The following is a 26,653-nucleotide window of genomic DNA, read 5'->3' as shown; positions in this document are numbered from 1 at the left end:
CGCCGGGGACGGATGCGCGCCGCCCCGTAGACTTGCCCTGTGAGTGACGCGCGCAGCCAGTTGATCGAGTACATCAAGTCCGACGCCGTGTTCCACGGCGATTTCACGCTCACGAGCGGCAAGAAGGCGAGCTACTACGTCGACCTGCGCAAGGTGTCGCTCGACCACCGGGTCGCGCCGCTCATCGGCCAGGTGATGCTTGACCTCATCGCCGACATCCACGACGTGCACGCCGTGGGCGGGCTCACCATGGGCGCCGATCCCATCGCCTCCGCCGTGCTGCACCAGGGCGCCGCCCGCGGGCTCGCCTACGACGCCTTCGTGGTGCGCAAGGAGCCGAAAGACCACGGTCGCGGCCGCCAGGTGGAGGGCCCCGACGTGGCGGGCAAGCGGGTCGTGGTGCTCGAAGACACCTCGACCACCGGTGGCTCGCCGCTCGCCGCCATCGCCGCACTCGAGAAGGCCGGTGCGATCGTCGTGGGTGTCGCCGTGGTGGTCGACCGGGCGACCGGTGCCGGGGAGCGCATCGAAGAGGCGGGCTATCCCTACCACTACGCCATCGGCCTGGGAGACCTCGGGCTGGAGTAGCGATGGCACCCGCGCACGGCGACCCCGACTACGTAGGCCGGCACCGCTCGGCGCGCGGCCTGGCGAGCCCTCTGGCGACGCGGATGATCGTGATCGGCGCCTTCGTGCTGGCCGCCGTGCTCGTGGTCGCCCTCTTCTTCGCCGGCAGGGCCGCCGGCACGAGCTGGGCAGGCGGCGGCAGCGACTCGGATGCGGGGGTCGCCCCGACGGGAACGCCTGCAGCCCCCGAATCGGCGGTGACCCAATCCGCTGCCCCACCTGCGGCCGACGATGGCGTCGATCTCGCCGCACCCCCGCCCACGACGCAGGCCGCCGCGGGCGTGCAGCCGTGGCGCTCGCTCGCGGGCGGCGAGTGCCTCACCGCCTACAGCACGCCGTGGGCCGAGGAGTTCACGGTCGTCGACTGCGCCGGTGAGCACAGGGCGCAGCTGGTGGCCACCGGCCAGTTCGACGGCGACGGCACCGCCGCCTACCCGGGTGAGACCGAGCTCGCCTCCCGCATGAACCTGTTGTGCACCGCGCCCGCCGTGCTCGACTACTCCGCGGCGGCCGCCGTGCCCGATCTGCGCTGGCAGGCGGCCTACCCGGCCGACGAGGAGCAGTGGGCGGCGGGTGACCGCCGCTGGTTCTGCTTCTTCGCCGCCGAGAGCGGGGCGCCGCTCGCGGGCTCGCTCGCGCTCGCCCCGGCTCCCGCGGCTTCTTAGCCGGCACGCCGACCCGCGCGCGCGACGGCGCGCCGACCCGCGTGCGCCCTGCCGGCGCGCCGACCCGCCCGCGCCCCCCGCCCGCGCGCGTGCCCCGTGCGCGGGCCCCGGCTCGCACCCTCACCCCCGCGCGAGCTCGAGCGCGCGGCGCACTCCCCAGAGGTAGTCGTCGGGCCGCTCCCAGGCCGCGAAGTGGCCGCCGCGCTCGAACTCGCGCCAGTCGGCGACGGCGAACAGCCGCTCGGCGAAGCGTCGGGGCGCGTTCACGAGGTCGTGCGGAAAGACGGTGAACACGGTGGGTGCCTCGACCCGTGGCCAGTTCTGCGGATCGACCGCGGCGTAGGGCGCGAACGAGGTGCCGATGCACCCGGAGAACCAGTACGCGCTCACCCAGGTGAGGGCCTCGTCGAGGGTGAACGCGTTCTCCAGCTCGCCGTCGGAGTCGGTCCAGCGCGCGAGCTTCTCGACGATCCAGGCGGCGAGTCCCGCGGGCGAGTCGCCGAGCGCGACACTCAGGGTGTGGGGCCTGGTCGAGTGCTCGTGCGAGTAGGCGCCCTCTGCAGCCTGCCAGCGCATCCCGTGCTCGACGTAGGCCCGTTCCTCCTCGTCGAGGTCGTCGGGTGTACCGTTCAGGAAGTGCTGCTGGGAGACGTCGGTGAGATGGAGGGCCGTGACCGCATCCGGATGCCTCGCCGCCAGCGCCTCGCCCACATTGCACCCCACGTCGCCGGCCGAGATGACGTACCGGTCGAAGCCGAACTCGCGCATGGCGGCAGCGATCGCGTCGGCAGCGCCGGTGGGCGGGAGCGCCTCGCCGTCGGTCGCCGCGGCGAACGGGTAGCCGGGGATCGCCGGGGCCACGACGGTGACGTCGGAGAGGCTCGGGAGGATTCGTTCGAAGCGCAGCACGGAGTCGGGCCAGCCGTGCAGCAGCAGCACGACGGGTGCGCCCGGCACCTCGGCGACGATCGCCCGCACGGGCACGGCGGCCTCGGTGGTCTCGCGCCACGGCAGCGCGGCGAGGCGCTCCTCCTGCGCCCGCCAGTCGAAGCCGCCGCGCCAGCGCTCGACGAGCCGCGCGATCAGGTCGGGGCCCACGCCGAGTTCCGAGCCGTCGAAGGCGCTCCCGCTCACGACGGGTACCTGCCGGAAGCGCTCGAGCCGCTGCTGCAGGTCGTCGAGCGCCTCGTCGCTCACCCGCGGGAACGCGGAGGGGTCGGATGGCTTCGTCATGGATGCTCCTCTCAAGCCGGGCGGCACCGGTGGCCGCGACGATCGAACGAGTCCATGCTGCTCCCTGAGGCGGCCGGTGCACCTAGGTCATCCGCCTTATCTTCGACGGCACTGCATCGGATGAGCATTCCTCCGGAATGTCGGGGGCGGTGACTAGAGTGTGAGCATGGTCGCTCAGCTGCTCGCCCGTGCCTCAGCCCGTCGTCGTGCGGCGAGGGGCGTAGGGCGACGGATGCTCGTGGTGCTGGCCGTCGTCGGTCTCGCCGCGGGGGCGGTGGCCGCCGGGGCGCCGGCCGCCTCGGCGAGCACCCTCGTGTCGGGGAGCTCGGCGATGGCCCTCGCGCCGGCGAGCGCCCCGCAGCGCGGGGTGAACGACTTCACCTTCTCGTCGTTCGACGGGCGCTACGAGCTCGGCATCGACGACGAGGGGCACTCCACCCTCCGCACCACCGAGACCTTCGTCGCCGAGTTCCCCGAGTTCGACCAGAACCGCGGCATCCAGCGCGCCATCCCGCTCGACTACCAGGGGCATCCGACCGATCTCGAGCTGGTCTCGGTCACCGACGCCGACGGCACCCCGCGCGAGTACGAGAGCGAGACCGAAGACGGCAACCTCGTCGTCACCATCGCCGGTGACGACTACGTGCACGGTGAGCAGAGCTACGTGCTCACGTACACGCAGCGCGACGTCACCGGCTACTTCGAGAACACCGACGACGACGAGTTCTACTGGGACACCAACGGCACCCTGTGGCGGCAGCCGTTCGCCGAGCACCGCACCACCACGGTGGTGGCGCCAGAGCTCGTGCCCGCCCTCACCGGCGACACCGGATGCTTCGTCGGCGCCCAGGGAGACGGCACCTCCTGCGCCACCGAGCGCAGCGACGACGGCGGGGCCGCCGTGTTCACGACCGAGAACACCGAACTCGGCCCGGGCGAGAACGTCACCGTCGGCATCGCGTTCACCGCGGGCACCTTCACGCCGCGAGACATGTCGTACCTCTCGAGCGGGTGGAGCTGGGTGCAGCTGATCGCCCTCGCGCTCTCGCTGCTGCTCATCGTGCTCGCGATCGTCTACCGGGTCACCAGGCTGCGAGACGCGCCGGGCCGGCCGACGATCATCCCCGAGTACACACCGCCGCCCGGGGTCGACCTCTTCCTGGCGTCGATGGTGATGAAGAAGACCGCCCGGGCGACGGCGGCGTCGTTCGTCGACCTGGCGGTGCGCCACAACATCCAGATCGTGGAGCAGGAGGGCGGCATCGTGCTCAAGAAGCCCGTCTACTGGCTGCACCTGCTCACGGCGCAGGGTCTGAACGCCGCCGAGCTCGAGTTCGCCCGCATCGTGTTCGGCAAAGACCTGGCCCCCGATGCGTGGAAGGAGCTGAAGAAGAACGACACACCCCTGGCGAAGGCCCTCTACAAGCTCACCCAGGCGACGCGCAAGCGTGCCATCGAGGAGGGGTACTTCAAGAAGGGGGTCTCGGGGCGGTCGTCGCTGCTGCTGCTCGCAGCCTTCGTGCTGGCCGGGGTAGGCGTCGTCTGCGGCATCCAAGCGGCCGATCTCGGTCTGGGCGGCGCACTGCCCATCCTGTTCGTGTTCGCGGCCGTGGTGACGGTTCCCGTCGTCATCGCCATCTCGTTCCGGGCGCCCCTCACCGCGAAGGGGTCGGAGCTGCGTGACTACATCAAGGGCATCCGCATGTACATCGAGTGGGCGGAGGAGGAGCGGTACCGCGTGCTGCAGAGCCCCGAGGGTGCGCTGCGCACGGGCGTGAACGCACCCGACTGGGGGCAGGTGGTGAAGCTGTACGAGAAGCTGCTGCCCTACGCGGTGCTGCTCGATCTCGAGACCGAGTGGGCGAAGGTGCTCGGCACCTACTACGAGAGCCTCGGCAGCCGGCCCGACTGGTACGGCGGAGGCGACGGGGCCTTCAACGCCTACCTGTTCGCCTCGAGCATCTCGGCCATGTCGGCGAGCACCGCCTCGTCGTACTCGGGCAGCTCGGTGAGCAGTTCGAGCGGCTTCTCCGGAGGAGGGGGCTTCTCGGGTGGTGGCGGTGGTGGCGGCGGAGGTGGCGGGGTCTGATCGACCCCGCCACCTCGCTGCCGTGCTGTCCGTCTCCCTCCCTCGGTCGCGGGTCGGGTCTCAGTAGCTCGAGACCGCGGCGCCGAAGATCGCGATGCCGGCGGCGGCGATCCAGAACAGGGCCACGGCGAGCCAGCCGGCCAGGGTCACGTAGCCGAGGATGAGACCGGCGAGCGTGATGCCGCGGCCGTCTTCGTGGGTGCGCTTGATCTGGTTGAGGGCGATGTGGCCGGTGATCACGGGCACGAGCCCGAAGCCGAGAACACCGAGCACCAGCGTGATGATGCCGAGGGTGTTGGTCTTCGCCGGTGCCGGCGCGTAGTACTGCGGTGCCGCGGGCCCCGTGGGCATCGGCGGAACGGGTCCGCCGGCGTACGCGCCTCCGGTGGCGCCGGGGGTGGTGCCGCCGGTGACCGGGGTGGTGGCGGCGGTGGCCGCGGTGTCGGTGGCCGCGGTGTCGGCGGGGCGGGTGTCGTCGGTGGGGTGGGTGGTCGGGTCGAGGGTTTCGGTCTGGTTCGTCATGTCTTCGACGCTACGCAGCCGCAGCCGGCCGCGAATCGCACCCAGGTCTCGACCGCGTGGTACCCCGGCATGAACCCGAGCCGACCCGAGCACCCGCGCCGCCGTGCTGCAGTCTCATGAGACCCCAGTCCCATGAGACCCCCGCCCGAGAGTGAGCGCCTCAGTACGAGAACGCGTTTGCGCAGGTCTGCTCGGCGGCGGTCTGTCCCTTGAGCCCATCGATCACCTCGGGGCTTGCCTCGACGGGCGCATCCGTGGCCGCCGGGTCGCCCGTGCCGGCCTCGGTACCCGTTCCCGTGTCGGTACCCGCTTCGGTGCCGGGGTCCGCCGGGGTCGTCGTGCCGTCGTCGACCACCGTCGACCCGGTGCCCGTGGAACCCTCGGCCAGCGTGAACGGCTCGTCGGCCTGCAGCTTCGCGAACAGCACGTCGGCGAGGTCTTGCACCGGAACGACCTTGTTCGGGTCGTAGGCGTCGGCACCCGTCGGGTACTGCACGAACACGATGTTGTTGAGGTCGACGTCTTTCATCGTCAGCGCCAGCGACACCATCGAGTCGAGGCTCGTGAGCGAGGTCGACAGCTGGATGTTCTGGGCGGCCGCCGAGGCGAGACCGTACAGCTTCGAGATGTCGGTGAGCGTGTTCGCGCTCTTCAGCGTGCGCACCATCGACGACAGGTACTGCTGCTGCGAGGCGATGCGCGAGAGGTCGCTGCCGTCGCCCACGCCGTGCCGGTTGCGCAGAAAGGCGAGAGCCATCTGCCCCTCGATGACGCTGGTGCCGGCCGGCAGGTCGAGGCCCGAGTCCGAGTCGAAGATGGGCTCGACGAGGCACACCGGCACACCGCCGATGGCGTTCGTCATCTCGATGACGCCGTTGAACGAGGTGGCGGCGGCGTAGTTGATGTCGAGCCCGGTGAGGCTCTCGATGGTGGTGTTCACGCAGGCGAGTCCGCCGCGGCTGAAGGCCTCGTTGAGCGGCTGCGACGACATCGCGTCGAACACCTCGCCCGTGCTGGGGTCGGTGCACTCCGGATGCGCGATCATGAGGTCGCGCGGAAAGCTCACCACCACGGCGTTCTTGTGATCGGCCGAGACGTGCAGAAGGATGTTCACGTCGTTCAGCGTCGCGTCGCGCTCACCGAAGGTGTCGCCCTGGTTGGGGTCGTTGTCGGTGCCGATGATGAGGAAGTTGAAGCCGCCCTCGAAGGCTCCGAGCACGGGCGGGGCCGGGGGCTGCTCGCCGCCGCCCGAGATGTCGACGGCGTTGGCGTTCACCTGCTGCGCGATGCCGTTGATCGCGTACGCCGCGACACCGCCGATGCTCACCAGCGCGACCGCCAGCGCGACGGCGACGGCCTTCACGACCAGCCCGACGGGCGACGGGGTGTGCAGTCGGCCGTGGCGGGTGGGCCCGGTCTTCTGACGCCCGTGGCGCCGGCTGGTGTCGCTCAAATGAGTGTCCTTCGCGTGGATGCTGGGGGAGGGACGGCGCGTGCGGTTCCGTCCGACGGTCGATAGTAGCCGACAAGGCTCGCCGTCGGCCGGGCACTTTCTCAGGGTTGACCGGGCATTTGCCGTCTCGCGTGATTCAATTGCGGCATGGAGCTGGAGGCCGTCGACGTGATCGATCGCAAGATCATCGATCAGCTGCGGCTCGACGGCCGTCGTTCCTTCGGCCAGATCGCCCGCTACGTCGGGCTCTCCGAGGGGAGTGTGCGCCAGCGTTACCACCGCCTGCTGTCGCTCGGCGTGGTGCAGGTGGTGGGCATGCCGAACAGCCCCAAGATGGGCTACGTCGAGGCTCACCTCTCCATTCGCGTGCGCGGCGCGACGGTCGAGACGGTGGCGCGGGCGCTCGCCGCCCTCCCCGAGGTGAAGTACGTGGGGGCCTGCATCGGCTCCTACGACCTCAGCGCCGACGTGCGCTGCGACGACCAGGCGCAGATGAACGCGTTCCTCACCGACACCGTGCGCTCCATCACGGGCGTCGACCACCTCGAGACGGCAGCGGTGCTCGAGGTGATCAAAGACGAGTACGTGTGGTCGGGCTTCCGGGAGCCGATCGGCCGGCCGACCCGCCCGCATCCGGCGACCGGCGCCCTGCCCCGCTGAGCGAGGGCGGGGGCGGTGCGCTCCCCGTCACCCGGCCGGCGTCGCCCCGAGCGACCCGCCCATGGCGCGCTCGCCCGACTGATCGCGCAGACCGTTCCACGAGTAGTCCTTATACAGCCGGGTGAGCACGAACTGGTCGATCGTCACCACGCCCGGCGTGCGGCGGATGTCGTCGAGCAGATCGGCGAGCTGCCCCAGATCGCGCGGGGTCGCCTCGAGGTAGATGTCGTGGGCGCCCGAGGTGAGCGCCACGTGACCGATCGTCGGCAGCCCGGTGAGCGACTTCGCGACGTTGCGCGGGCTCAGCCCGTGCACGGTGAGCAGCAGCCGCACCGACTGGTGCCCGAGGGTGAGCGGGTTGCAGAGGGCGACGATGCGCAGCGTGCCGTTCGAGGTGAGCCGCTGGATGCGCGCCCGCACGGTGGCCTCCGAGACCCCGACGGTCGCGGCGATGTCGGTGAAGGCGCGACGACCGTCCTCGCCGAGCAGCTCGACGAGGCGGCGATCGAGGGCGTCTGCAGCCATACCCTATTGTCGCGCGCGGCGGAGCGCTCAGGCCAACCGCGCCTCCGCCGCGTCGAGAGCACGCGCCTCGAGAGCGAGCGCCAGCTCCACCATTGCCACGTTGTCCGGCGCCACCGAGCCGTCGTCGAGCACCAGCATGTCTTCGAAGCCCACACGCACCTCGGCACCGTCGGCGATCGCCGCGCGCACCACGGGCCAGGCCGTCGCGTCGTAGCCGTGGTACAGCAGCGGCGCGGTGACGCCGCCCGAGCGGAGGGCCTCGGCGATGGCGCGTGCGTGCGCCACGGCGGCGTCGGGCTCCTCGTCTTCGGGCTCGATGAGCACGCGCACGTTCTGGTGCAGGGTCGGCGACGCGAGCAGAGCAGGCACTTCGTCGATGTGCCACACCGCGCTCTCGAGCACCATGCCGCGCTCGATCACGAGCGAGGCGGCCTCGGCGGCACCCTCTTCCGAGAACGCGACCGACGCGAAGTCGGGCAACGCGTCAGCGGGCCAGGCGGCGAGGTGGCGCATGCGCTCCTCGTGGCCCGAGCAGGTCCAGAGCCCGGTGGTGGTGCCGACGACCACCGAGGGGTCGACCGACTTGACGGCGCGCACCATGGCGGCCACCGCATCCGGAGCGATGGTCTGCCCGCCGTCGGCGGTGCGCACATGGGCGTGCACCACGTCGGCGCCGGCGGCGACGGCCGCGCGGGCGGCCTCGGCGATCTCCTCGTTCGTGAGGGGGACTGCCGGGTGCTCGTCGCGGGTACGGCCTCCGTTGACGGCGGCTTTGATCAGCATGGGTGCTCCGTGGGGTGTGGTTCGGTAGGAGAATCGGCGCGTCGAGCCGTGGAGAGCCTCGACGGCGTGATTCTCAGACGGTTCGTGCGGGAAAGGTCGGGAAGGTCAGGATGCGGTGCCCGCGGCGAAGCCCGCCACCGCGGCGCTCGCGCCGGTGAGGTCGCCGAGCCGCGCGCCCCGGCGCAGCTCCTCGACCAGCTCGGGCTCCTCGGCGTCGTCGGCGAGCGCGGTGTCGATGAGCGCGGAGACCACGTCGACGGAGCCGAAGAACACGCCGTTGCGGTCGGCGAGCACGACGTCGCCCGGCTGCACCGCGACCCCGCCGCAGGTGACGGGGATGTTCACGCCGCCGGCATCCACCGACAGCAGCTTCGTGGTGAGCACGCTCGACCCGCGGGCGTAGACGGGGAGCCCGAAGTGCTCCACCTCGTCGAGGTCGGTGACGACGCCGTCGACGATCACGCCGGCCGCTCCGCGGAGCGCCAGCGTCGCCGCGAGCACCTCGCCCACGGGGGCGTGGCGGGTGTCGCCGCCGGTGTCGATGACGAACACGTCGCCGGGTTCGCACCAGCCGGCGGCGTGGTGCAGCACGGTCGAGTCCTGCGCGGTGAGGCGCACGGTGATGGCCCGGCCGACCACGCGCGTGGTGCCCACGAGGCGACGGATGCCGTAGTCGGCGAAGCCCTCCTCGAGGTAGTGGCCGAGGGTGGGGAAGGAGACCCGCTCGAGCTTCTCGACGAGCTCGGCGGGCAGGGCGGCGGGCGTGGGCCCCTGGCTGAACGGCATGGTGGTGCTTACTCCTGAACGGTGACGGTCGAGACGAGACGGCGGTTCGCGAGGGCGGGCAGAACCTCGCGCACCTCGGCAGTGCGGTCGAGTGAGAGCTCGACGACGGCGATCGCCTCCTTCACGGTGCCGAGGCCGGCGCGCTCCACACCCATGGGGTCGACGATGAGGCTGCTGCCGATGCACTCCGGAGACGAGGAGCCGGCGGCGAGCACCCAGCAGGTGCTCTCGATGGCGCGGGCCTTGACGAGGGTCTCCCAGTGCTCCTCCTTGCGCGCCCCGGCGACCCAGGCCGCCGAGATGGAGAGCACGTCGGCGCCGCGCGCGACGAGATCGCGGCTCAGCTCGGGGAAGCGGATGTCGTAGCAGTTCACGAGGCCGATCGCGACGCCCTCGATCATCACCACGGGGGGCAGCTCGGTGCCGCCCGTGACGTAGTCGCTCTCCCGGTAGGAGAAGGCGTCGTAGAGGTGCAGCTTGCGGTACGACTCGACGACCTCGCCCCGCGGGTTCACGACCACGAGGGTGTTGAACGGGCGGTCGCTGCCGGTGGGCTCGTAGCCGCCCGCGATGATCCACAGCTCGTGCTGGGTGGCGAGCAGCGAGAGCTGGGCGAGGAAGAGCGGCCACTCCTCCTCGACGACGAGTCCGAGCGGCCCGGTGACGTCGCCGGCCAGCAGCATCGCCTCTTCGGGGAAGACGACGAGCCGCGCGCCGGCCCGGGCGGCGTCGGCGGTGAGCGCCGCGATCGTGTCGCGGTTGGCGGCGCCGTCGACGGTGGGTGCGAGCTGGGCGACGGCGGCGACGAGGGACGGGTTCACGCGGAGACCTCCGGGGTGGTGACGGATGCGGTGGTGGAGGAGGCGGCGGATGCGGCGGTGGGCGCCGAGGTGGAGGGTGCCGAGGCGGGGGACGAGAACGCTGCCGAGCCGTCGGCGGGCAGCACCCGCGCGGCCTCGGCGGGCCACGACAGCACGACGGGCGCGCCGTCGGCGACCGCCCCGAGCGCTGCCGACTCGGCGCCGCTCGGCACGCTCACCGTGACGAGGCCGCGCGATTCGAGCAGCACGTGGAAGGTCCACTCGTCGCCGAGGAAGACCCGCTCGACGAGCGTTCCCGCGACCGAGCCGGCGGGCGCCGCGGCCGGAGCAGACCCGGGACCGGCGGCGGCGACAGCAGACGAGGCCGCCCCGACGGCCGCCGCCGGCGTCATGGTGACCCGCTCCGGCCGGATGGCGAGCGTCACGCCCGTGCCGGGCCGCGCATCCGCCGGCATCGCAGCGGGAACCGAACCCACGCCGGGCACGGTGACCGAGCCGCCCTGCACGTCGACCACGCCGTCGAGCAGGTTGCAGCTGCCGATGAAGGAGGCGACGAAGCGCGAGGAGGGGGCGTCGTAGATCTCGATCGGGCTCGCGACCTGCAGCACCCGCCCCTCGCTCATCACGGCGATGCGGTCGCTCATGGTGAGCGCCTCCTCCTGGTCGTGCGTGACGTAGATGAAGGTGATGCCCACCTCCCGCTGCATGCGCTTCAGCTCGAACTGCATCTCCTTGCGGAGCTTCTGGTCGAGGGCGCCGAGCGGCTCGTCGAGCAGAACCACGGCGGGGCGGCCGACGACGGCGCGGGCGAGCGCCACGCGCTGTCGCTGACCGCCCGAGAGCTCGGCGGGCTTGCGGTCGCCGAAGGCGCCGAGTCGCACGAGGTCGAGCGCGTCCCGCACGCGCTGGTCGATCTCGCGCTTCGGCGTGCGGCGCACCCGCAGCTCGAAGGCGACGTTCTCGTACACCGTCAGGTGCGGGAACAGCGCGTAGCTCTGGAACAGCATGTTGAGGTCGCGCGACTTGGTGGGAACGCCGTCGACGTTCTTCCCGTCGAGCTCCACCGAGCCGCCGGTGGGCTTCTCGAAGCCCGTGATCATGCGCATCAGCGTGGTCTTGCCGCATCCGGAGGGGCCCAGGATGCTGAAGAACTCGTTGCGGCCGATCTCGAGGTCGAGCGGCTGCACGACCTGGTTGGCTCCGAAGCTCTTGGTGAGGCCGCGGAGCTTCACCGCCGGCGTCTCGGTGGTCTCGTTCATGGTTGGCTGCGTTTCCGTGTGGGAGGGAAGGGCGGGCGGATGCGCGTCAGGAGGCGCGCACGCGGGTCCAGCCGTCCTGGAAGTACGCCAGGGCGTCTCCCGGGTCGACGATGAACTCCGAGTTGGTGAGCGAGTCGGCCGGGGCGTAGATGGCGGGGTTCTCCACCTGCGACTGGTCGGCGACGAGCGGGAGGGCCGCCTCGTTGGCGGAGGCCAGCGACGCGTCGTCGGTGAGGAGCGCGGCCACCTCGGGGCGCAGGGTGTAGTTCAGCCACTGGTAGGCGGCATCCTCGTTGGCCGTGCCCTTGACGATCGAGAAGTTGTCGGTCCAGAGCGTGCCGCCCTCTTCGGGGATGATGTAGTGCACGTCGGGGTTGGCCTCGACGGCCTTCGCCGACGTCGTGCCCGAGTACGCCTCGGCGATGCACGCGTCTCCCGTGCCGACGAGGTCGGCGTAGTTCGTGCTGTTGTAGCCGCCGAGCAGCGGCTTCTGCTCGAGCAGCGAGTCGGTGGCTTTCTCGATGTCGGCCTGGTCGGTGGTGGTGGCGGAGAGCCCGTTCACCTGGAGGCCCGCGATGTAGGCCGAGAGCATGTTGTCGAGCATGTAGATCTTGCCGCTGTAGGCGGGGTTCCACATGTCGCTCCACCCGGTGACGGGTGCGCCGGTGCAGGCCTCGTTGTAGAGGATGCCCGTGGTGCCCCAGGCCCACGGCAGCGAGTACTTGTTGCCGGGGTCGAAGGAGGGGTCGACGAACTTCTCGGCGAGGTTGTCGAAGCCCTCGAGCTTCGAGTGGTCGATCTCGCTGACGAGGTCTCGCTGCACCATGAGCTGCACGGCGTACTGGCTGGGCTCGACGATGTCGTAGCCGGAGTTGCCGGCGGCGAGCTTCGAGATCATCGTCTCGTTGCTGTCGAAGGTGTCGACGGTGACCGTGATGCCGGTCTCCTCCTCGAAACCGGCGACGACCGAGTCGGGGATCTCGCCCGACCAGGCGTAGATGCTGAGCGAGCCGTCGCCGCCCGCCGAGGTCGAGGCGGCGTCGCCCGCCGAGCATCCGGCGAGCACGGTGGCCGAGGCCAGGGCGACGGCCCCGAGGGCCAGGAACTTCTTGTTCATGATGGGGTCTTTTCTGTCGGGTTGCGATTGCAGGGGAGGGTGCGGGCTACGGACGGGGCCCGGCCAGGATGCGGCGCATCTGCGAGACGCCCACGAGGAGGATGATGCCGAGGGTCGCCACGACGAGCAGCGTGCCCAGCGCGTTGAGCTCGGGTGTGAGCCCTGTGCGCAGGGTCGAGTAGATGCGCAGCGGCAGCGTGGTGGTGCCGACGCCCGCGGTGAAGGTGGAGATGACGATGTTCGAGAACGAGGTGGTGAAGCTGAGCAGGAAGGCGGCGAGGATGCTCGGGCGCAGGAGCGGGAACAGCACCCGCCGGAAGGTCACCCACGGGGAGGCGCCGAGGTCGGTCGCCGCCTCGGAGAGGCTGGGGTCGAGCGACGACATCGCCCCCATCATCACCAGGGTGGCCAGCGGGAGGGTGATGACGATGTGGCCGAGCACCAGGGTGAGGAGGCCGGTCGGGATGCTCGCGGTGCTGAACACGGTGAGCATCGCGACACCCAGCACGATCTCGGGCACGATGAGCGGGATGAGGATGGCGCCGACGAAGAAGGCGCGGCCCTTCACCCTGAAGCGCACCAGCGCGAACGAGGTGAGGAATCCGATGCCCGTCGCCGCGAGTGCCGCGATGAGGCCGACCAGGGCGCTCGTGCGCAGCGAGTCGAGCAGCAGCTGGTCGCGGAACAGCTCGGCGTACCAGCGGAAGGTGAAGCCGTCGAAGCGGTAGCTCACCTCGGAGGAGTTGAACGAGTAGACGATGAGCGCCGCGATGGGCAGGTAGAGGAAGACGAAGACGAGTCGGGCGATCCAGGAGGTCAGGCGGTCCATCACGCCTCCTTCCGGGTTCGGCGCGAGGCGCGGCCCCTGGCGCGCAGCACCAGGCCGGCGCCCGCGACCGAGGCGAGCATGAGCACGAGCACCACCATCGAGAGCGCGGCGCCGAGCGGCTCGTTGCGGAACTCGGTGAACAGGGTGACGATCAGGTTCCCGACGAGCGGGTCTTTGCCACCGCCGAGGAGCACGGGGATGACGAAGACGCCGAGCGTGGGAACGAAGGTGAGCATCACCGAGGAGGCCAGCCCCGAGGCCGACAGCGGCACGAACACCCGGGCGTGGGTCTGGAACCAGCCCGCGCCGAGGTCGGCCGCCGCCTCCTTGAGCGAGGGGTCGATCGCCCGCATGGAGGCGTAGATCGGGAAGACGGCGACCGGGAGGAAGGCGTAGAGGAGCGAGAGCGTGACGGCGAGCTGCGACGGCACGAGCGACTGGGCGTCGAAGCCCAGGGCCCGGGCCAGCGAGATGAAGGGCCCGCCGGAGCCGAGCAACGTGATCCAGGCGAAGGTGCGCACCAGGAAGTCGGTGAGGAACGGGATGATGACGAGCACGAGCAGAACGGGCTGCCGCGACGCGGGCCGCGTGGCGATGTAGTACGCGACGATGTAGCCGACGACGGTGCACACCACCGCGTTGAGCGCGGCCATGCCGAGGCTGTAGCCGAGCGTCTTGGCGTAGACCGGGTCGATCAGCTTCGTGTAGTTGTCGAGGGTGAAGCCACCGAGGTTGCCGCCGAGCGGGTCGCTGATGGCGAAGCTGTCACGGGCGATGATGAGCATCGGCACGATGACGAGCAGCACGATCACGGCGAGAGCCGGCAGCAGCATCAGGTAGCCGGCGGCCGACGGCGCGAAGCGGCGCCTTCCGGTCGTAGGGCTCGATGCGTTCACGGGATGTTCCTCGGAGGTTTCGGGAGTCGGGTGGTGGTGCGGTGTGTCGTCAATACTGCGCGACCGGCCCCGGCGCGTGGGGGCGGTGCGCCTCGAAATCCGTCGCCTGCGTGTTTCGTGCTTGCGCATTTCGCAGGGGGTGACGGATGCGGTGCACGGCGGTGGGCGGAATGGCGCGCCCGAGCGGGCGGCGCAGTTCGCAGCGACCCGGCGATGCTAGTCGATGTGCCCGGCGGGCCGCTCGGCGGGGGCTCTGTCGGCGTGCGCGTCGCGGCGCAGGAACCACAGGTACCCGGCGCTCACGAGCGCCCCGCCCACGGCCACGAGGAGGGCTGTGACGAGCGCGGGCGACGGGGCGCCGCCGGTCGCCAGTTGCTCCGCGCCGCCCGCGACCGCGGCGGCGAGGGCGATGCCGAGCGAGCCCGCCGAGTTGAGCAGCAGCCCCACCCAGACCCAGCGTCGCGCCGAGCGGGCGGAGGCGCCCCCGGCCGCCGAGACCACGGCCACCACGGCCAGGAGCCAGGCGGTGAAGGCGACCAGCGCGCAGACTGCGACCCCGCGGGCCGGTTCGCCGGCGCGCGCGAGCTGGATGCCCGTCACGGTGACGGCGGTGACCCCGGCGAGGTCGGCGACGAGCACCACCGAGGCGCCGGCGAGCGAGGAGGCGCCCACCCGGGTGCGGTGTCTGCGGAGACCCTGAGGCGCATCCGTCTCGCTGTGGTTCGGCACCGTTCCAGTCTGCGCCGACCCTGCGCGGGAGGGCATAAGCACATTCGAGGCCGTTTGGCTACCCGCCCGCGCAATCCGCGGTGCGCGCGTGGGGAAAGGAGGACCCGGCCGGGTCGGCGGGGAAATCGAAAGGGAAGACCATGACGGATGGTGAAGCCGCCGAGGGCACGGTCGACACGGCCAAGCACGAGGCTGCGGCCGTGAAGGACACGGCCGCCGAGCAGGTGGGCAACGTCGCGGGAGCCGCCAAGGAGGGTGCCGCCGACGTCGCCGTCGAGACGAGCAACCAGGCCGAGGAGCTGTTCGCGCAGACCCAGGCCGAGCTCAAGGAGCAGGCGGGTGTGCAGCAGCAGCGGGTGGCCTCCGGGCTCCGCTCCATCGGCGAGGAGCTCGGCTCGATGGCCGGCGCCTCGAGCGGCGGCGGGCTCGCGAGCGATCTCGTGCGCCAGGCCTCGGAGCGGGTCGGCGGGGCGGCGACGTGGCTCGACGCCCGTGACCCCGGGTCGCTGCTGGCCGAGGTGAAGTCGTTCGCGAGGCGCAAGCCCGGCACCTTCATCGCTGCTGCGGCCATCGCGGGCGTCGTGGCCGGCAGGCTGACGCGGGCGCTCGCCGGAGCCGCCAGCGACGCGAAGGATGCTGCGCCGAGCCCCACGGGAACGCCCGCACCGGCCACCACCGCGGCCGCGCCGGCCACCACCCCGGTCGCGCCCACCACCCCCGCCGCGCCCGCCGCCGCAGTCCCGGTCGACGACACGCCGCTCTACACGGAGCGGGCGGCCAGCTTCGGCGAGCCCGGCTCCGTCGGAAGCGCCGACGCCGAGGGCGACCGCAGCGACGTCTTCGGGGAGCCCCGCCCATGACCGACCCCACCCCGTCGGAGCAGAAGGCCGCGAGCACCTCGCTCGGCGACCTCATCGGGGAGGTCACCAAAGACCTCTCTACCCTGATGAGACAGGAGCTCGAGCTCGCGACGGCCGAGCTCAAGCGTTCGGCGAGCCGCGCCGGAAAGGGCGCGGGAATGCTCGGCGGCGCGGGCTACGCGGCGTCGATGGTGCTCCTGAGATCGAGCGCACCCGCCGCGAGCTCGGTGGTGACGTCGACGCCCTGGCCGACAAGGTCACCCCGTCGAAGATCGTGCATCGCCAGACCGACAAGGTGAAGGAGGCCGTGGGCGGTGTGAAGGACCGCGTCTTCGGTGTCGCCGACTCCGCCGTCGACTCCGGTGCCTCGGCAGTGGGCTCCGCGGCGGGTGCCGTCGCGGGCGCCACGGGCCGGGTCGCGTCGAAGGCCGAGGGCAACCCGCTCGCCGTGGGCCTCATCGCCTTCGGCGTGGGCCTGCTCGCCGCCTCGCTCATCCCCTCCTCCGAGAAGGAGAAGGAGGTGGCGTCGACGATCAAGGAGCAGGCGTAGCCGCTCGTCGACAAGGCGACGGATGCGGCCAAGGAGGTGGGCGAGCACCTCAAGGAACCCGCCCAGCAGGCTGCAGCAGCGGTGAAGCATGCCGCGAGCGGTGCCGTCGAGAACGTCAAGGCCGAGGCCTCCTCGGCCAAGGACGAGGTGACCGACCAGGTGCAGCAGTCGCGGGAGAACATCTCCGGCAGTTGACCCCCGCTGTGACCCGCCCCCTTTTTGTGAGTACACTCGTACTAACAAAAGGGGGGCGGGTTCATGGTGCTCATCGCGATCGTGGCGTGCGAGATCGCCTTCTGGGTGGCGATCCTCGGTGGTCTCGCCGCGCGGTATCTGCTGCGCCGGCCCCGCCTCGGGGCGGGTCTGCTCCTGATGGCCCCCGTGATCGACGCCGTACTGCTGGTGCTCGTTGCCATCGACCTCCTGGGCGGGGCGACCGCCTCGTGGCAGCACGGCATCGCCGCCATCTACATCGGGGTATCGGTGGCCTACGGGTCGCGCATGGTCGCCTGGGCAGACGTGCGCTTCCAGCACCGTTTCGCGGGAGGCCCGCCGCCCGAGAAGCCCACCGGCGCCCGCTACACGGCGAAGTGCTGGCGGGATGTGCTGCGCACCCTGCTCGCCGTGCTGATCGCCGCCGCGATCTTGGGCGCGATCATCCTGGTGGTCGGCGACCCCGATCGCACCGCGGCCCTCTCGGGGTATTTCGGCATCCTGACCCTCGTCTTCGGCATCGACGTCGTCTGGGCGGTGAGCTACACGATCTGGCCAAAGAAACCCGAGGCCGGTCTCCGACCCGCAGAATAGGACACGTGCCGAAGAGGATCGACGCCGAGGCGCGCACCGAGCAGATCGCTGCCGCCGCCCTCCGGGTGCTGGAGCGCGACGGACTCGCTGCGCTGTCGGTGCGGGGTGTCGCCGCCGAGGCGGGGCTGGCGGCGGCCTCCCTGCGCCGGGCGTTCCCCACGCAGCAGGACCTGCGGGCGTACTGCTTCGAGGTCATCGAGGCGCGGGCGACGGCGCGCATCCGTTCCCTCGATCTGTCGGGGCGCGCGCTGGTCGACGGGATGCTCGCCGAACTGCTGCCGCTCGACGCGGAGCGCCGCTCCGAGCTGGTGGCTCAGGTGCAGCTCGGCGTGCTGGCGCTCACCGACGACGCGCTGCGTCCGGCCGCCCGATCGCTGAGCGACGGGGTCGACCGTGTCTGCCGGCTCGCGATCGGCATCCTCGTGGCGGAGGGTCGGTTCGCGGGAAGCCGTGACGTGGCCCACGAGAGCCGACGGCTGCGTGCCGTGCTCGACGGCATCGCCCTGCACGCCCTGTGGACGGGAGACTCCGCCCCGAGCTCGCAGATGCTCGACACCCTCGCGCGCCACCTCGACGAGCTCGCTCGCCCCTAGCGCCGGCGGCTCCACGGTCGCAGACGCAGACCGCTCTCGTTCGGCGTCTCCACCTCGAGGCCGTAGCGCTCGCCGACCTTCTCGAGCAGTTGCGCGTGCTGGGCGCGCTCGTAGAGCCGGCGTTCGCGCTGGAAGGCGATCACCGTCGACCAGCACATCAGCAGCATCACGATGCTGAACGGAAAGGCGATGATGGTCGCCGCGGTCTGCAGCGCCGAGAGCCCACCGGCGATGAGCAGCGCGATGGCGAGGCCGGCGGTGGCGAGGGTGAAGAACACCCGCACCCAGCGCGCCGGTTCGGGCGCGCCGCCCGTCGCGATCATGCCCATCACGAGAGCGCCCGAGTCGGCCGAGGTGATGAAGAAGATCGCGATGAGCACGATCGCCCCCACGGTGAGCACCGGTGCCGCGGGAAGGGTCTCGAAGAGCTGGAACAGCGCACCCTCCTTGTCGACCTCGCCCGCCGCGTCGAGCATCGAGCCGGGGTTCTGCAGCTCCTGGAACAGCGCCGAACCGCCGAGCACCGCGAACCATAGGATGCCGACGAGGGTGGGAACCACCAGCACACCCATCACGAACTGCCGCACCGTGCGACCGCGGCTCACGCGGGCGATGAAGATGCCGACGAACGGCGCCCACGACATCCACCAGCCCCAGTAGAAGGAGGTCCAGTTCGCCTGCCACTCCTCGCCCGCCGGGCCCTGGAAGGCCGACACGGTGAAGCTCAGCCCGACGAAGTTCTGGATGTACGCCCCGATCGACTGCACCCACTCACGCAGCAGGTACTCGCTCTGGCCGACCACGAGCACGAACACCAGCAGCACGGCGGCGAGGATGAGGTTGAAGCTCGACAGCCACTTCATCCCCTTGTTGACTCCGGAGAGCACCGAGAACAGCACGAACAGCACGATCACGCCGATGATGAGCAGATTGACGAAGGTGTCGGGCTCGGGCAGCCCCGTGGCCTGGAGGCCCGCACCGATCTGCAGCACGCCGAGGCCGAGCGAGGTCGCGACGCCGAAGATGGTGCCGGCGAGTGCGATCGTGTCGATCGCGTTGCCCCACCCGCCGTGCACCCGCTTGCCGAGCAGCGGCTCGAGCGCCCAGCGGATGGAGATGGGCCGCTTGCGGCGGTGGATCGCGTAGGCGAGGCCGAGGCCCACGACGACGTAGATCGCCCAGGCGTGCACGCCCCAGTGCAGGTAGGTCTGGGTGAGGGCCGACTGGGCGAGCTGCGCGGGGGTGCCGGTGACGCCGGGCCGGGGGTCGACGTAGTGGCTGAGCGGCTCGCTCACACCGTAGAAGACGAGCCCGATTCCCATGCCCGCGGCGAACAGCAGCGAGAACCAGGCGCCGAGCGAGAACTCCGGCTCGTTGTCGTCTTTGCCGAGCTTGATGTCACCGAAGCGGCTGAAGCCGACGAACAGGGCGAAGGCCACGAAGAACGCGGCGATGAGCACGTAGTACCAGTTGAAGGTGTTGACGATCGTGGTCTGGATGGTGCCGAAGAAGACACCCGCCGCATCGGGGAAGAAGGCGGCGAAGCCACTGAACGCGACGACCAGGATGGCCGCAGGCCAGAACACCCACGGCGCGACGCGTCGGCCGTCTCGGAGAGCAGGGGAAGGAGCGGGTCGGGTCTCGGAGGGCATCAGAACACCCTACGGTGCTCGTCGTGAGCCCGGAGAATCAGGGTTCGACGACCCGCTCGATGCGGCTGACCCGCACCGTGACCTGCGAACCGGGGTGCTGCAGCAGCAGGGCGTCGGCCACCGAGCGTGCCGTGGCCGCCGCTCCGGCGTCCTGCCGGGTGCCGATGCGTGCGGTGAGCACGGGCCCGTCGGGCCCGGCCGAGACGGTCACCTCGGCGCGCGGCTGCTCCCGCACCGGGGCGTCGCCGAGGAGCGAGCCGAGGGCGGCGAGGGTGCCGAGCGGAGTGGGCGCCGGGTAGACCGCGACGACACCGTCGACCGCGAGAACGGCGGCGGTGGGCGAACCGGTGCCGGGCGAGACGGGGGTGCTGAGATCGTTCATGACGGGTCCTTTCCGGAAGGGTCGGCGTAGAGCTCGTCGACGCTGACGTCGATGGCCGCGACGGTGAGATCGGTGTGACGCACCAGTGCGTCGTAGGCTTCGCTGCGCACCGCATCCGCCAGTTGCTGCAGGGGCTGACCCCATTCCGCGGCGATGGCGATCGAGACGGTCACCGGGGCGCCGGGCGTCTCGACGTCGCCGTCGATGCGGGTGCGCGTGACGTGCACCCCCGAGACCTCGTCGCCGACCGACCGCAGCAGCGCGCGCACCGCGCCTTCGCTCACCGTGATGTGCACGTGCGGATCGGGGTGCTGGATGGGGATGTCGCGGCCGGAGCGCAGCTCCTCCTGCACCGCGGTCATGAGACGGTCGACCCAGCTGTCGGCCGCGGGGGCGATGCCCTCGGTGTCGCGCTGCAGCACTTCGCGCGAGAGCCCGCCGAGGCGGGCGAGGTTCTCGAGCACGTTGAGGCAGTCGGGGCAGGTGTCGATCTCGGGGTCGGGCGGGGTGCGGCCGGAGGCGAGGTAGAGGCTCAGCTCCTCGACGGTCTTGCCGCAGTCGAGGGTGGTGCCCGCGGTGTCGTCGGTCATCGCCACGCCTCCATCTGCACCAGGATGCTCGCCCTGGCCCGGGCGATCATGCCTCGTACCGTGCTGACGGGCACACTCAGCTCCTCCGCGATCTCGGCGTAGCCGAGGCCGGCCATCTCGCGCAGCAGCCAGCTCTGCCGTTGGGCCTCGGGCAGCCGGTCGAGCGCGGTGGCGAGGGCCTGCAGCTGCAGGTCGTGCACCACGCGCGCCTCGGGCTGCAGGGTGGGGGAGGGGCGTTCGACGATCTGGTCGAGGGGCATGTCGGCGTTCCGGTGTCTCAGGTGGCTGAACGCCTCGCGGCTCGCGATGCGCATCAACCAGGCTTTCACGGCCTCGGGGTTCCGCAACTCCGGCAGGCGACGCCACGCGATGAGGAAGGCCTCCTGCACCACGTCGTCGGCCTCGGCGGCCGACCTCACGATGCGGGTGACGTAGGCGCGCAGGAGCGAGGAGTGCCGGGTGATGAGTTGCCGGAAGGCCTCCGGGTCGCCGTCGGCGGCACGGGAGGCGAGAGCGCCGTCGGTGAGCTGCTGCACACCGCGGATTCGGGTCTGGTCGGCCACGTGGATTGCCCTTCACGCTGTCGCGGATTCTTCCGTGACGCTTCCGGGCCTACCACCGTTGATTCGGCGGGCAACTCATTCCCTGCGGGCACCGAGCGAGGTGCCCGCGGTTATCCGCAGAACGAACACCGCGCGCATCCGCCGACCGTGCCTGGCGCCCTGGGTCAGCGGCGCAGGGTGTCTCGGGGAGACTCCCCGAAGCGGGCGCGATAGGCGACCGAGAAGCGCCCGAAGTCGGTGAAGCCCCAGGCGGCGGCGACCGATCCCACCGTGGTCTCGTGGGGGGTGAGCGCGAGCAGTTCGTCGTGGGCGCGGTCGAGGCGCACCTGGCGCAGATAGGCGGTGGGGGTGAGCCCGAGGCGCCGACGGAAGGCCTGCTGCAGGCCTCGCAGCGTCAGACCTGCTGCCTCGGCGAGTTCGGTGGGCGTCACCGTCTGGTGGGCGTGGGCATGGATGAAGTCCACGGCCGTGCGGAGGCGCCCGGTGTGCGGGAGGAGCATCTCGGGCGGAGGGTCGAGACGCACGTGGGGGAAGCAGTCGAGCAGGGCGACCGCGGTGCGGCGGGAGATCTGCGACATCTGGAGCTTCGACGGCTTGCTCTGCAGCACGAGGTGAGCGGCTTCCTCGACGACCTGCTTCCACTGCCGCAGTTCGGCGCTGCCCGGCACCTGGGCGTACTGGAACAGCACCGGGCCGCCGGCGGTGGCGCCCTCCTCGGCGGCCACCTGTTCGAGGTAGCCGCCGCGGAAGGCGATGAGGCTCTGCCGGTAGTCGCGGGAGTCGAAGTCGAACGGTGTGCCCGTGGGGAACAGCCACGGGGTGCCGCCCGCCCAGTCGATGAGCTCGCAGCCCACCGAGAGGCTCGCCGTGCCGGTGTGCAGCCACGACACGATGTACTCGTCGTTCGGTTCGAGCCGACCCTTGATCGAGCCGAGGAAGGTCGAGGAGCGGAAGGTCATGTCGTCGCCGCCGGCGATGCTGTAGCGGTAGCCGAAGTCGAGCTCGGTGCGTTCGACCCGGAAGCCGGCACCGTTGTACCCGTTCTCGTACAGGGCTTTCGCCGCGTCGAGGTCGTCGCCGGCGACGGCCATCCGCTGGAGCAACTCGGTCACGGGGACATCGTCTCAGAACGACCCGCCCCGCGCATCCACTTCCCGTGATGCCCCGGCCAGGCGACGGTCAGGCGGCGCGGCGGAGGGGGACGGTGGGGAAGTCGACGGGAACCGCGAGGGCGACGTTGACGTAGTTGGTGAACAGGTTGAGGGCGACCTGGGCCACGATCTCCACCACCTGCTCGTCGGTCACGCCGTGGGCGCGCACCGCCTCGACGTCGGCGGCGTCGAGCTGACCCCGCTGCTCCACCAGCTTCAGCGCGAAGGTGAGGATGGCCGCCGTCTTCGGGTCGTCGGACTCACCGGCCTGAGCGGCGACCATGGCCTCCCGGCTCACCCCCGCCTTGCGGCCGAGTGCCGAGTGGGCGGCGAGGCAGTACTCGCAGGAGTTGCGGTTCGCCACGGCGACGGCGATCTGCTCGCCCAAGGCGGCACCGAGGGCGCTGCTCGCGCCGAAGGCGCCGAACGCGGTCCACATGCTGGTGAGGGCTGCGGGCGAGTTCGCGACGGTCTTGAACATGGCGGGCACCGTGCCGAAGGCGGCCCTGATCTGGTCGAGCTGCTCCTTGGTCGTGCCGGTGGCGGTCTCGGGGTCGACGAGGGGGAGAGACATGGGTCTTCCGATCTGTGCTGGTGCCCGGTCTTTCCGGGCTGCTTCCATGCTGGCGCTGCCATTCGGATGAGTCGTTGCATCGAGTCTCGACTTCGATGCAGATCATCTGAGATGCTGGTGCCATGGACCCTGTCGACCGTCTGTCATCGCTGCTCGAGCGGTTCCGCATCCGTGCCGCCCTGTTCCACGCCGGCCCGCTCTGTGGCGTCACCACCTTCGCCGCGAAGCCCGGCCGCGGGTTCCTCCACGTGCTGCGCGAGGGTGAGATGTCGGTCACCCATCTCGGCGCCGACGGCAGGCTCGAGACGCTCCAGGTGGATGAGCCGAGTCTGCTCTTCTACCCCCGCCCGCTCGAGCACGCCTTCCACAACGCGCCGACCGACGACTCCGACTTCGCCTGCGCCACCGTCGACGTCGCGGGCGGGGGCGTGCATCCGCTCTTCCTCGCCCTGCCGCCCGTTGTGGTGGTGCCGCTCGACGCGGTGCCCACGCTGCGGCCCGCGCTCGACCTGCTGTTCGCCGAGGTCGACGCGGCGGCCTGCGGGCAGCGGGTGATCGTCGACCGCCTGTTCGAGGTGGTGCTGATGCAGCTGTTCCGCTGGATGCTCGACCACGCCGACCAGGTCGGCCTCCCGGCCGGTCTCCTCACCGGGCTCGCCGACCCGGCCCTCGCCCGGGCGCTCGTAGCGCTGCACGAAGCGCCCGGCGAGCGCTGGTCGCTGACGTCGCTCGCCGCCGCGGCGCGGCTCTCGCGCAGCACCTTCGCGGCGCGCTTCACCGCGCTCGTCGGGGTGCCTCCGGTCGAGTACCTCACGACGTGGCGGGTGATGCTGGCGCAGGAGATGCTGCTGGCCGGGCAGCCCGTGGGCCTGACGGCGTCGCGCCTCGGCTACGCGAGCGCGCCGGCGTTCTCCCGCGCGTTCACCCAGCGGGTCGGGGTGTCGCCGCGGGCGTGGGCTGCGACCGCCGGGGTCTAGCCCGTCGCGGTCGTCCCAAGCTGCCGACCTTGTGCTGGTCTGCTCTACGCCGGTCCCGGCGTCGATGGGACGCGCAACTCCCGGGTGAGCGATTCGATCAGAATCAGTGATGCCCCCGCAAGCACGAACACGGTGAAGTATGCAATTGGGACGAGCTGTGCGGCGAGCACTGATCCTGGGATGAAGGCGACGCCGACGATCAAGCGAAAGATCAAGACCCTCCTGGTGACGCGTTTCCAAATCGCCGCCGTGGCGACGAGAACGAGTGAGCCGCCGGCTGCGATCGCGATGGAACTGAACGGTCCTATGGACTGCCAGTCTCCGATGTGCGACATGGCGGATTCGATTCCGGCAGCCGTGAGCAGGATGCCCGCGACGATCAAGAAATGCGCGAATGTGTAGATGAGCGTGGCATCCTCCAGACGAGCCTTCCCGGAGCGTTTCCGAAGAGCAGCCTCGACAGTGTCTGAGAAGTGATGGAAATAGAGCCACCAGACGACGATGTTGCCAGCCACGGCCAGAAAAACACCAGCGATCGATGCGCCGTCGAGGTCTACGTGGCTGAGACCGGCACCCATGGCGATCACGGACTCTCCGAGAGCCAGAATCACCACCAGACCGAAACGCTCGGCCGCGTGAGCTGTCGAGTTCACCCGGAACTCCCCTCGGCTCGAAGTGAAGTAGACAGCTCCCGCATCGTAGATCAGAGCGGCCAGCCACAACCAGGTCTGCGCCGCCCCTCCCGACCATGCGCCTGCCATCAACAGCACGGCCATCGGGACCACGGCGATGGAATTCGTCAGGATGAGCTGCCGCCTCAATCCTCGGTCGTCACGAGCTGCAATGAGGTACAGCCCGATGTGGATCAGTCGAACGAGCACGTAGGCGATGACAAGAACGATCGGAGCAAGCCGCGGCGAACTCTCGTCAGAGAAGACATCGGGGACGGCAAAGGCGATGACGAACATGAGAGCCGCGGCTGTCCCCAGGCCGAACGGCATCAGGCCGCGTTCGGCGAACGCCTGGTTGCCGAGCCACGCGTACGCGACCCAGGACCACCACAGCAGTCCAAGGATTATCAATCCTTGAAGGACCCCCAGCGCGTTGTGCTCGTGCACCATTGTTTGGGTGACCTGGGTGAACGCGTAGACGAAGATCAGGTCGAAGAACAATTCAAGTCGTGTGACCCCTTGCCCGTCGCCCACGACTCGTCTAGAGCTGAGGAACCAGCCCCCGGGCCGCGAATCTCGGTTCTGACCGTTCACGAGACATCCCCTCTGGTAACGCCGCCCCTCGCGTGAGCCTCGGTCACAGCCAATGAGGCGGCTCGGGCGCCGGCTGTCCGACTGCGGTGGTGACCCCCTCCGCACCCCTGCCGGTCGCCCACTGCGCAAGCGACGCAGCGGTGCCGCGCAGTACGACGTCAGAGGTGACATCCGTCGAAAGGAACGGAGCGGAGCGGTCGGTGGCCTCGAATGCGAAGACAGGGAGCGACTCCGCCACCCGCCGCCTGTCCCACGCGCTGAGCACCTCACGGAGCAAGCGGTCGATCACGGGTGCGGGGATGTCGTCGAAGCGACCGCCGTTGGCGAGGTCGACGGCGTGGATCCAGACCTCGCGAGTGCGCATCCACACCGTCTCCGACACGGGCACGGTGCGCCCCTGCGCGGTGCGCACGAGGTTCGACCAGTCGGCGTCGGGGAGATCGCGCCACTCCACGGTGAGGTGAATGGCAGCGTGGTCGGAGAGATTGCGCAGCGCCAGGGCCGGCAGGGTCGCCGACAGAGCGATCTCCTCATCGCGCTGCGCCATCGACTCATACATCGGTGTCTCTATGCCGGTCGCAGCCCACTCGATGAGGCGGGTGAGGGCCCGTGCGTTCAGCCCGACGTGGGCGATCAGCTCGCGTCGCGACCATCCGGGCAGCAGTGTGGCGCCGTCGAACTCGGCGTCCGTCAGTTCGTTGAGCTTGCGCGAGTAGTAGGCCTGCCCCCGCCGGGCGAGCAACAAGCCGGCAATGGCGGCGGGGTGGGTAACGAGATCGGTGCGGGCGACCACGGCTCAGGCCTCCGCGCGCACGGGGTTGCGCAGCGTGCCGATGCCCTCGATCGAGGTGACGAGGGTGGCGCCGTCGGTGAGGTACCGTGCGGGCTTGCAGGCGTGCCCGACGCCGCCGGGGGTGCCGCTCGCGATGACGTCGCCCGGGTTCAGGGCGACGATCTGCGAGATGTAGGCGACGAGCGCCGCCGGGTCGAAGACCAGGTCGTCGGTGTTGGAGTGCTGCATGGTCTCGCCGTCGACCTCGGTGCGGATGTCGGTGTCGACCGCGTACTCGTCTGGCGTCACGAGCACGGGCCCGAACGGTGTGGTGGCCTCGAAGGTCTTGCCCTGGAACCACTCCGGCGTGCGGTACTGGAAGTCGCGCATGGTCACATCGTTGAGCACCGAGTAGCCGGCGATGGCGTCGGATGCTTCGGTCGCAGTGAGTCGCCGTGCGCGCTGCCCGATCACGACGGCGAGTTCGGCCTCCCAGTCGACGGCGTGCGAGGCGTACTCGGGCAGCACGATCGGGTCGTACGGCCCGATGAGCGCTTCGGGGTACTTGGCGAACAGGGTGGGGTGCTCGGGCAGTTCGCGCCCCATCTCGAGGATGTGGTTGCGGTAGTTCAGGCCCACGCACACGATCTTCGAGGGTGCCGACACGACGGGTGCCCACTGCTCGTCGTTCACCTGGTCGAGCGGATGCGCGGTGCCGGTGGCCGCTTCGGCGATCTGACGCCAAGTGGGGTCGGCGAGCAGGGCGCCGACGTCGGTGAAGCCGTCGATCTCGACGGCGGTGTCGGCATCGACACGAACGGCGACGGTGGAGGTGGGGGTGGTGCGGAGGGTGGCGAGCTTCATGGGGACACTTTCAGATAGTTAGTGGGGGTGTGATCGGGGGTGCGTAGGGTGTGGAGGAA

At 70.5% G+C, this 26,653-nt stretch carries 31 protein-coding genes and 2 pseudogenes; 12 read left to right on the top strand and 21 right to left on the bottom strand.

All coding sequences use genetic code 11. The annotated features are described in order from the left end of the window. Positions 1–39 precede the first annotated feature (39 nt). Both pyrE and HL652_RS18145 read left to right on the top strand, forming a co-directional pair. Positions 40–588 carry an orotate phosphoribosyltransferase gene (gene pyrE / locus HL652_RS18150; RefSeq protein ID WP_171706613.1) on the top strand — a complete coding sequence of 183 codons (549 nt, stop codon included), beginning with the start codon at positions 40–42 and terminating at the stop codon, positions 586–588. A gap of 2 nt (positions 589–590) precedes the next feature. After that, entirely contained in the window at positions 591–1,292 is a 702-nt protein-coding gene (locus HL652_RS18145; protein ID WP_171706612.1) for a septum formation family protein, read from the top strand. Between the two features lie 120 nt (positions 1,293–1,412). Here the strand turns inward: HL652_RS18145 and HL652_RS18140 are convergent, their stop codons facing one another. Then, positions 1,413–2,525, bottom strand: a complete 1,113-nt coding sequence (locus HL652_RS18140; protein WP_171706611.1) for an epoxide hydrolase family protein — start codon at positions 2,523–2,525, stop codon at positions 1,413–1,415. A 166-nt stretch (positions 2,526–2,691) separates the two neighbouring features. Here HL652_RS18140 and HL652_RS18135 point away from each other — a divergent pair, with 166 nt between their 5' ends. Next, positions 2,692–4,614: a DUF2207 family protein gene (locus HL652_RS18135; RefSeq protein WP_171706610.1), complete on the top strand. Its 1,923-nt coding sequence runs from the start codon at positions 2,692–2,694 to the stop codon at positions 4,612–4,614. 60 nt (positions 4,615–4,674) lie between these two features. Here HL652_RS18135 and HL652_RS18130 read toward each other — a convergent pair whose 3' ends face one another. Further along, a complete protein-coding gene (locus tag HL652_RS18130; RefSeq protein WP_171706609.1) occupies positions 4,675–5,136 on the bottom strand; it encodes a DUF4190 domain-containing protein in 462 nt (153 codons plus the stop codon). A gap of 160 nt (positions 5,137–5,296) precedes the next feature. Next, complete coding sequence (locus HL652_RS18125; RefSeq protein ID WP_171706608.1) at positions 5,297–6,589, bottom strand: LCP family protein; 1,293 nt, start codon at positions 6,587–6,589, stop codon at positions 5,297–5,299. A 147-nt stretch (positions 6,590–6,736) separates the two neighbouring features. On the opposite strand from HL652_RS18125, the gene HL652_RS18120 reads away from it, so the two are divergent. Further along, positions 6,737–7,249, top strand: a complete 513-nt coding sequence (locus HL652_RS18120) for an Lrp/AsnC family transcriptional regulator (RefSeq protein ID WP_171706607.1) — start codon at positions 6,737–6,739, stop codon at positions 7,247–7,249. Positions 7,250–7,276: 27 nt separating this feature from the next. Here the strand turns inward: HL652_RS18120 and HL652_RS18115 are convergent, their stop codons facing one another. The 9 genes from HL652_RS18115 to HL652_RS18075 form a co-directional block, all read right to left on the bottom strand. Further along, on the bottom strand, positions 7,277–7,774 hold the full coding sequence (locus HL652_RS18115; RefSeq protein ID WP_171706606.1) for an Lrp/AsnC family transcriptional regulator: 498 nt from the start codon (positions 7,772–7,774) through the stop codon (positions 7,277–7,279). Positions 7,775–7,801: 27 nt separating this feature from the next. Then, a complete protein-coding gene (locus HL652_RS18110) occupies positions 7,802–8,557 on the bottom strand; it encodes a 3-keto-5-aminohexanoate cleavage protein (RefSeq protein WP_171706605.1) in 756 nt (251 codons plus the stop codon). Positions 8,558–8,662: 105 nt separating this feature from the next. Beyond that, positions 8,663–9,343, bottom strand: coding sequence for an RraA family protein (locus HL652_RS18105; protein WP_171706604.1), 681 nt, complete (start codon positions 9,341–9,343; stop codon positions 8,663–8,665). A gap of 8 nt (positions 9,344–9,351) precedes the next feature. Next, positions 9,352–10,164: a carbon-nitrogen hydrolase family protein gene (locus tag HL652_RS18100; RefSeq protein WP_171706603.1), complete on the bottom strand. Its 813-nt coding sequence runs from the start codon at positions 10,162–10,164 to the stop codon at positions 9,352–9,354. Continuing rightward, entirely contained in the window at positions 10,161–11,423 is a 1,263-nt protein-coding gene (locus HL652_RS18095) for an ABC transporter ATP-binding protein (RefSeq protein WP_171706602.1), read from the bottom strand. Before HL652_RS18095 ends, HL652_RS18100 begins: the two co-directional genes overlap by 4 nt. 46 nt (positions 11,424–11,469) lie before the next feature. Then, positions 11,470–12,540, bottom strand: coding sequence for an ABC transporter substrate-binding protein (locus HL652_RS18090; RefSeq protein ID WP_171706601.1), 1,071 nt, complete (start codon positions 12,538–12,540; stop codon positions 11,470–11,472). A gap of 46 nt (positions 12,541–12,586) precedes the next feature. Continuing rightward, positions 12,587–13,369, bottom strand: coding sequence for an ABC transporter permease (locus HL652_RS18085; RefSeq protein WP_171706600.1), 783 nt, complete (start codon positions 13,367–13,369; stop codon positions 12,587–12,589). Next, positions 13,369–14,265: an ABC transporter permease gene (locus HL652_RS18080; protein ID WP_253743432.1), complete on the bottom strand. Its 897-nt coding sequence runs from the start codon at positions 14,263–14,265 to the stop codon at positions 13,369–13,371. Before HL652_RS18080 ends, HL652_RS18085 begins: the two co-directional genes overlap by 1 nt. A gap of 216 nt (positions 14,266–14,481) precedes the next feature. Next, a complete protein-coding gene (locus tag HL652_RS18075) occupies positions 14,482–14,994 on the bottom strand; it encodes a hypothetical protein (RefSeq protein WP_171706598.1) in 513 nt (170 codons plus the stop codon). 140 nt (positions 14,995–15,134) lie between these two features. On the opposite strand from HL652_RS18075, the gene HL652_RS18070 reads away from it, so the two are divergent. The 7 genes and pseudogenes from HL652_RS18070 to HL652_RS18050 all read left to right on the top strand — a co-directional run bounded on the left by HL652_RS18070 (position 15,135) and on the right by HL652_RS18050 (position 17,804). Further along, positions 15,135–15,854: a hypothetical protein gene (locus HL652_RS18070; protein ID WP_171706597.1), complete on the top strand. Its 720-nt coding sequence runs from the start codon at positions 15,135–15,137 to the stop codon at positions 15,852–15,854. Beyond that, positions 15,851–16,054 (top strand): annotated as a pseudogene (locus HL652_RS21790) (phage holin family protein); the annotation flags it as partial. The gene HL652_RS18070 and the pseudogene HL652_RS21790, both read left to right, overlap by 4 nt. A 2-nt stretch (positions 16,055–16,056) precedes the next feature. Beyond that, positions 16,057–16,113: pseudogene (locus tag HL652_RS22090) on the top strand (DUF3618 domain-containing protein); the annotation flags it as partial. Positions 16,114–16,128: 15 nt separating this feature from the next. After that, the gene (locus HL652_RS22085; RefSeq protein ID WP_371743655.1) at positions 16,129–16,404 is read left to right on the top strand and encodes a hypothetical protein; all 276 of its coding nucleotides are present in this window, start codon (positions 16,129–16,131) and stop codon (positions 16,402–16,404) included. A 36-nt stretch (positions 16,405–16,440) separates the two neighbouring features. Continuing rightward, complete coding sequence (locus HL652_RS22080; RefSeq protein WP_371743524.1) at positions 16,441–16,599, top strand: hypothetical protein; 159 nt, start codon at positions 16,441–16,443, stop codon at positions 16,597–16,599. Between the two features lie 63 nt (positions 16,600–16,662). Further along, on the top strand, positions 16,663–17,211 hold the full coding sequence (locus HL652_RS18055) for a hypothetical protein (protein WP_171706595.1): 549 nt from the start codon (positions 16,663–16,665) through the stop codon (positions 17,209–17,211). Positions 17,212–17,216: 5 nt separating this feature from the next. Then, positions 17,217–17,804, top strand: coding sequence for a TetR/AcrR family transcriptional regulator (locus HL652_RS18050; RefSeq protein WP_171706594.1), 588 nt, complete (start codon positions 17,217–17,219; stop codon positions 17,802–17,804). Here the strand turns inward: HL652_RS18050 and HL652_RS18045 are convergent. From HL652_RS18045 to HL652_RS18020, 6 genes are all read right to left on the bottom strand, one after another. After that, a complete protein-coding gene (locus tag HL652_RS18045; RefSeq protein WP_171706593.1) occupies positions 17,801–19,456 on the bottom strand; it encodes a BCCT family transporter in 1,656 nt (551 codons plus the stop codon). The two genes, HL652_RS18050 and HL652_RS18045, sit on opposite strands and share 4 nt — an antisense overlap. A 37-nt stretch (positions 19,457–19,493) precedes the next feature. Continuing rightward, the gene (locus tag HL652_RS18040; protein WP_171706592.1) at positions 19,494–19,838 is read right to left on the bottom strand and encodes a hypothetical protein; all 345 of its coding nucleotides are present in this window, start codon (positions 19,836–19,838) and stop codon (positions 19,494–19,496) included. Then, entirely contained in the window at positions 19,835–20,428 is a 594-nt protein-coding gene (locus tag HL652_RS18035; RefSeq protein ID WP_171706591.1) for an Asp23/Gls24 family envelope stress response protein, read from the bottom strand. The genes HL652_RS18040 and HL652_RS18035 overlap by 4 nt, the downstream gene beginning before the upstream one ends. After that, positions 20,425–20,991: an RNA polymerase sigma factor gene (locus HL652_RS18030; RefSeq protein ID WP_253743430.1), complete on the bottom strand. Its 567-nt coding sequence runs from the start codon at positions 20,989–20,991 to the stop codon at positions 20,425–20,427. The genes HL652_RS18035 and HL652_RS18030 overlap by 4 nt, the downstream gene beginning before the upstream one ends. Before the next feature lie 164 nt (positions 20,992–21,155). Next, the gene (locus tag HL652_RS18025) at positions 21,156–22,103 is read right to left on the bottom strand and encodes a helix-turn-helix domain-containing protein (protein WP_171706590.1); all 948 of its coding nucleotides are present in this window, start codon (positions 22,101–22,103) and stop codon (positions 21,156–21,158) included. Positions 22,104–22,170: 67 nt separating this feature from the next. After that, complete coding sequence (locus tag HL652_RS18020) at positions 22,171–22,716, bottom strand: carboxymuconolactone decarboxylase family protein (protein WP_171706589.1); 546 nt, start codon at positions 22,714–22,716, stop codon at positions 22,171–22,173. 122 nt (positions 22,717–22,838) lie between these two features. On the opposite strand from HL652_RS18020, the gene HL652_RS18015 reads away from it, so the two are divergent. Next, positions 22,839–23,693 (top strand): AraC family transcriptional regulator, encoded by an 855-nt coding sequence (locus tag HL652_RS18015; protein WP_171706588.1) that lies wholly within the window; start codon positions 22,839–22,841, stop codon positions 23,691–23,693. Positions 23,694–23,737: 44 nt separating this feature from the next. Here HL652_RS18015 and HL652_RS18010 read toward each other — a convergent pair whose 3' ends face one another. From HL652_RS18010 to HL652_RS18000, 3 genes are all read right to left on the bottom strand, one after another. Continuing rightward, complete coding sequence (locus HL652_RS18010; RefSeq protein WP_171706587.1) at positions 23,738–24,898, bottom strand: low temperature requirement protein A; 1,161 nt, start codon at positions 24,896–24,898, stop codon at positions 23,738–23,740. 103 nt (positions 24,899–25,001) lie between these two features. Continuing rightward, positions 25,002–25,751, bottom strand: coding sequence for a maleylpyruvate isomerase family mycothiol-dependent enzyme (locus HL652_RS18005; protein ID WP_171706586.1), 750 nt, complete (start codon positions 25,749–25,751; stop codon positions 25,002–25,004). Between the two features lie 3 nt (positions 25,752–25,754). Then, positions 25,755–26,594 (bottom strand): fumarylacetoacetate hydrolase family protein, encoded by an 840-nt coding sequence (locus HL652_RS18000; RefSeq protein ID WP_171706585.1) that lies wholly within the window; start codon positions 26,592–26,594, stop codon positions 25,755–25,757. Positions 26,595–26,653: the final 59 nt, after the last annotated feature.

The organism is Herbiconiux sp. SALV-R1 (assembly GCF_013113715.1).
GTDB lineage: Bacteria > Actinomycetota > Actinomycetes > Actinomycetales > Microbacteriaceae > Herbiconiux.
This window is presented reverse-complemented; position numbering and strand designations above follow the sequence as displayed.

Excerpts from the sequence above, each read along its gene's own strand:
- HL652_RS18035 (WP_171706591.1), bottom strand. The coding sequence starts at position 20,428 with ATGACCGACGACACCGCGGGCACCACCCTCGACTGCGGCAAGACCGTC.
- HL652_RS18095 (WP_171706602.1), bottom strand. The coding sequence starts at position 11,423 with ATGAACGAGACCACCGAGACGCCGGCGGTGAAGCTCCGCGGCCTCACC.
- HL652_RS18015 (WP_171706588.1), top strand. The coding sequence starts at position 22,839 with ATGGACCCTGTCGACCGTCTGTCATCGCTGCTCGAGCGGTTCCGCATC.
- HL652_RS18115 (WP_171706606.1), bottom strand. The coding sequence starts at position 7,774 with ATGGCTGCAGACGCCCTCGATCGCCGCCTCGTCGAGCTGCTCGGCGAG.
- HL652_RS18055 (WP_171706595.1), top strand. The coding sequence starts at position 16,663 with ATGGTGCTCATCGCGATCGTGGCGTGCGAGATCGCCTTCTGGGTGGCG.
- HL652_RS18140 (WP_171706611.1), bottom strand. The coding sequence starts at position 2,525 with ATGACGAAGCCATCCGACCCCTCCGCGTTCCCGCGGGTGAGCGACGAG.
- HL652_RS18110 (WP_171706605.1), bottom strand. The coding sequence starts at position 8,557 with ATGCTGATCAAAGCCGCCGTCAACGGAGGCCGTACCCGCGACGAGCAC.
- HL652_RS18000 (WP_171706585.1), bottom strand. The coding sequence starts at position 26,594 with ATGAAGCTCGCCACCCTCCGCACCACCCCCACCTCCACCGTCGCCGTT.
- HL652_RS18120 (WP_171706607.1), top strand. The coding sequence starts at position 6,737 with ATGGAGCTGGAGGCCGTCGACGTGATCGATCGCAAGATCATCGATCAG.
- HL652_RS18070 (WP_171706597.1), top strand. The coding sequence starts at position 15,135 with ATGACGGATGGTGAAGCCGCCGAGGGCACGGTCGACACGGCCAAGCAC.
- HL652_RS18020 (WP_171706589.1), bottom strand. The coding sequence starts at position 22,716 with ATGTCTCTCCCCCTCGTCGACCCCGAGACCGCCACCGGCACGACCAAG.
- HL652_RS18145 (WP_171706612.1), top strand. The coding sequence starts at position 591 with ATGGCACCCGCGCACGGCGACCCCGACTACGTAGGCCGGCACCGCTCG.
- HL652_RS18105 (WP_171706604.1), bottom strand. The coding sequence starts at position 9,343 with ATGCCGTTCAGCCAGGGGCCCACGCCCGCCGCCCTGCCCGCCGAGCTC.
- HL652_RS18045 (WP_171706593.1), bottom strand. The coding sequence starts at position 19,456 with ATGCCCTCCGAGACCCGACCCGCTCCTTCCCCTGCTCTCCGAGACGGC.
- HL652_RS18040 (WP_171706592.1), bottom strand. The coding sequence starts at position 19,838 with ATGAACGATCTCAGCACCCCCGTCTCGCCCGGCACCGGTTCGCCCACC.
- HL652_RS18085 (WP_171706600.1), bottom strand. The coding sequence starts at position 13,369 with ATGGACCGCCTGACCTCCTGGATCGCCCGACTCGTCTTCGTCTTCCTC.
- HL652_RS18130 (WP_171706609.1), bottom strand. The coding sequence starts at position 5,136 with ATGACGAACCAGACCGAAACCCTCGACCCGACCACCCACCCCACCGAC.
- HL652_RS18135 (WP_171706610.1), top strand. The coding sequence starts at position 2,692 with ATGGTCGCTCAGCTGCTCGCCCGTGCCTCAGCCCGTCGTCGTGCGGCG.
- HL652_RS18090 (WP_171706601.1), bottom strand. The coding sequence starts at position 12,540 with ATGAACAAGAAGTTCCTGGCCCTCGGGGCCGTCGCCCTGGCCTCGGCC.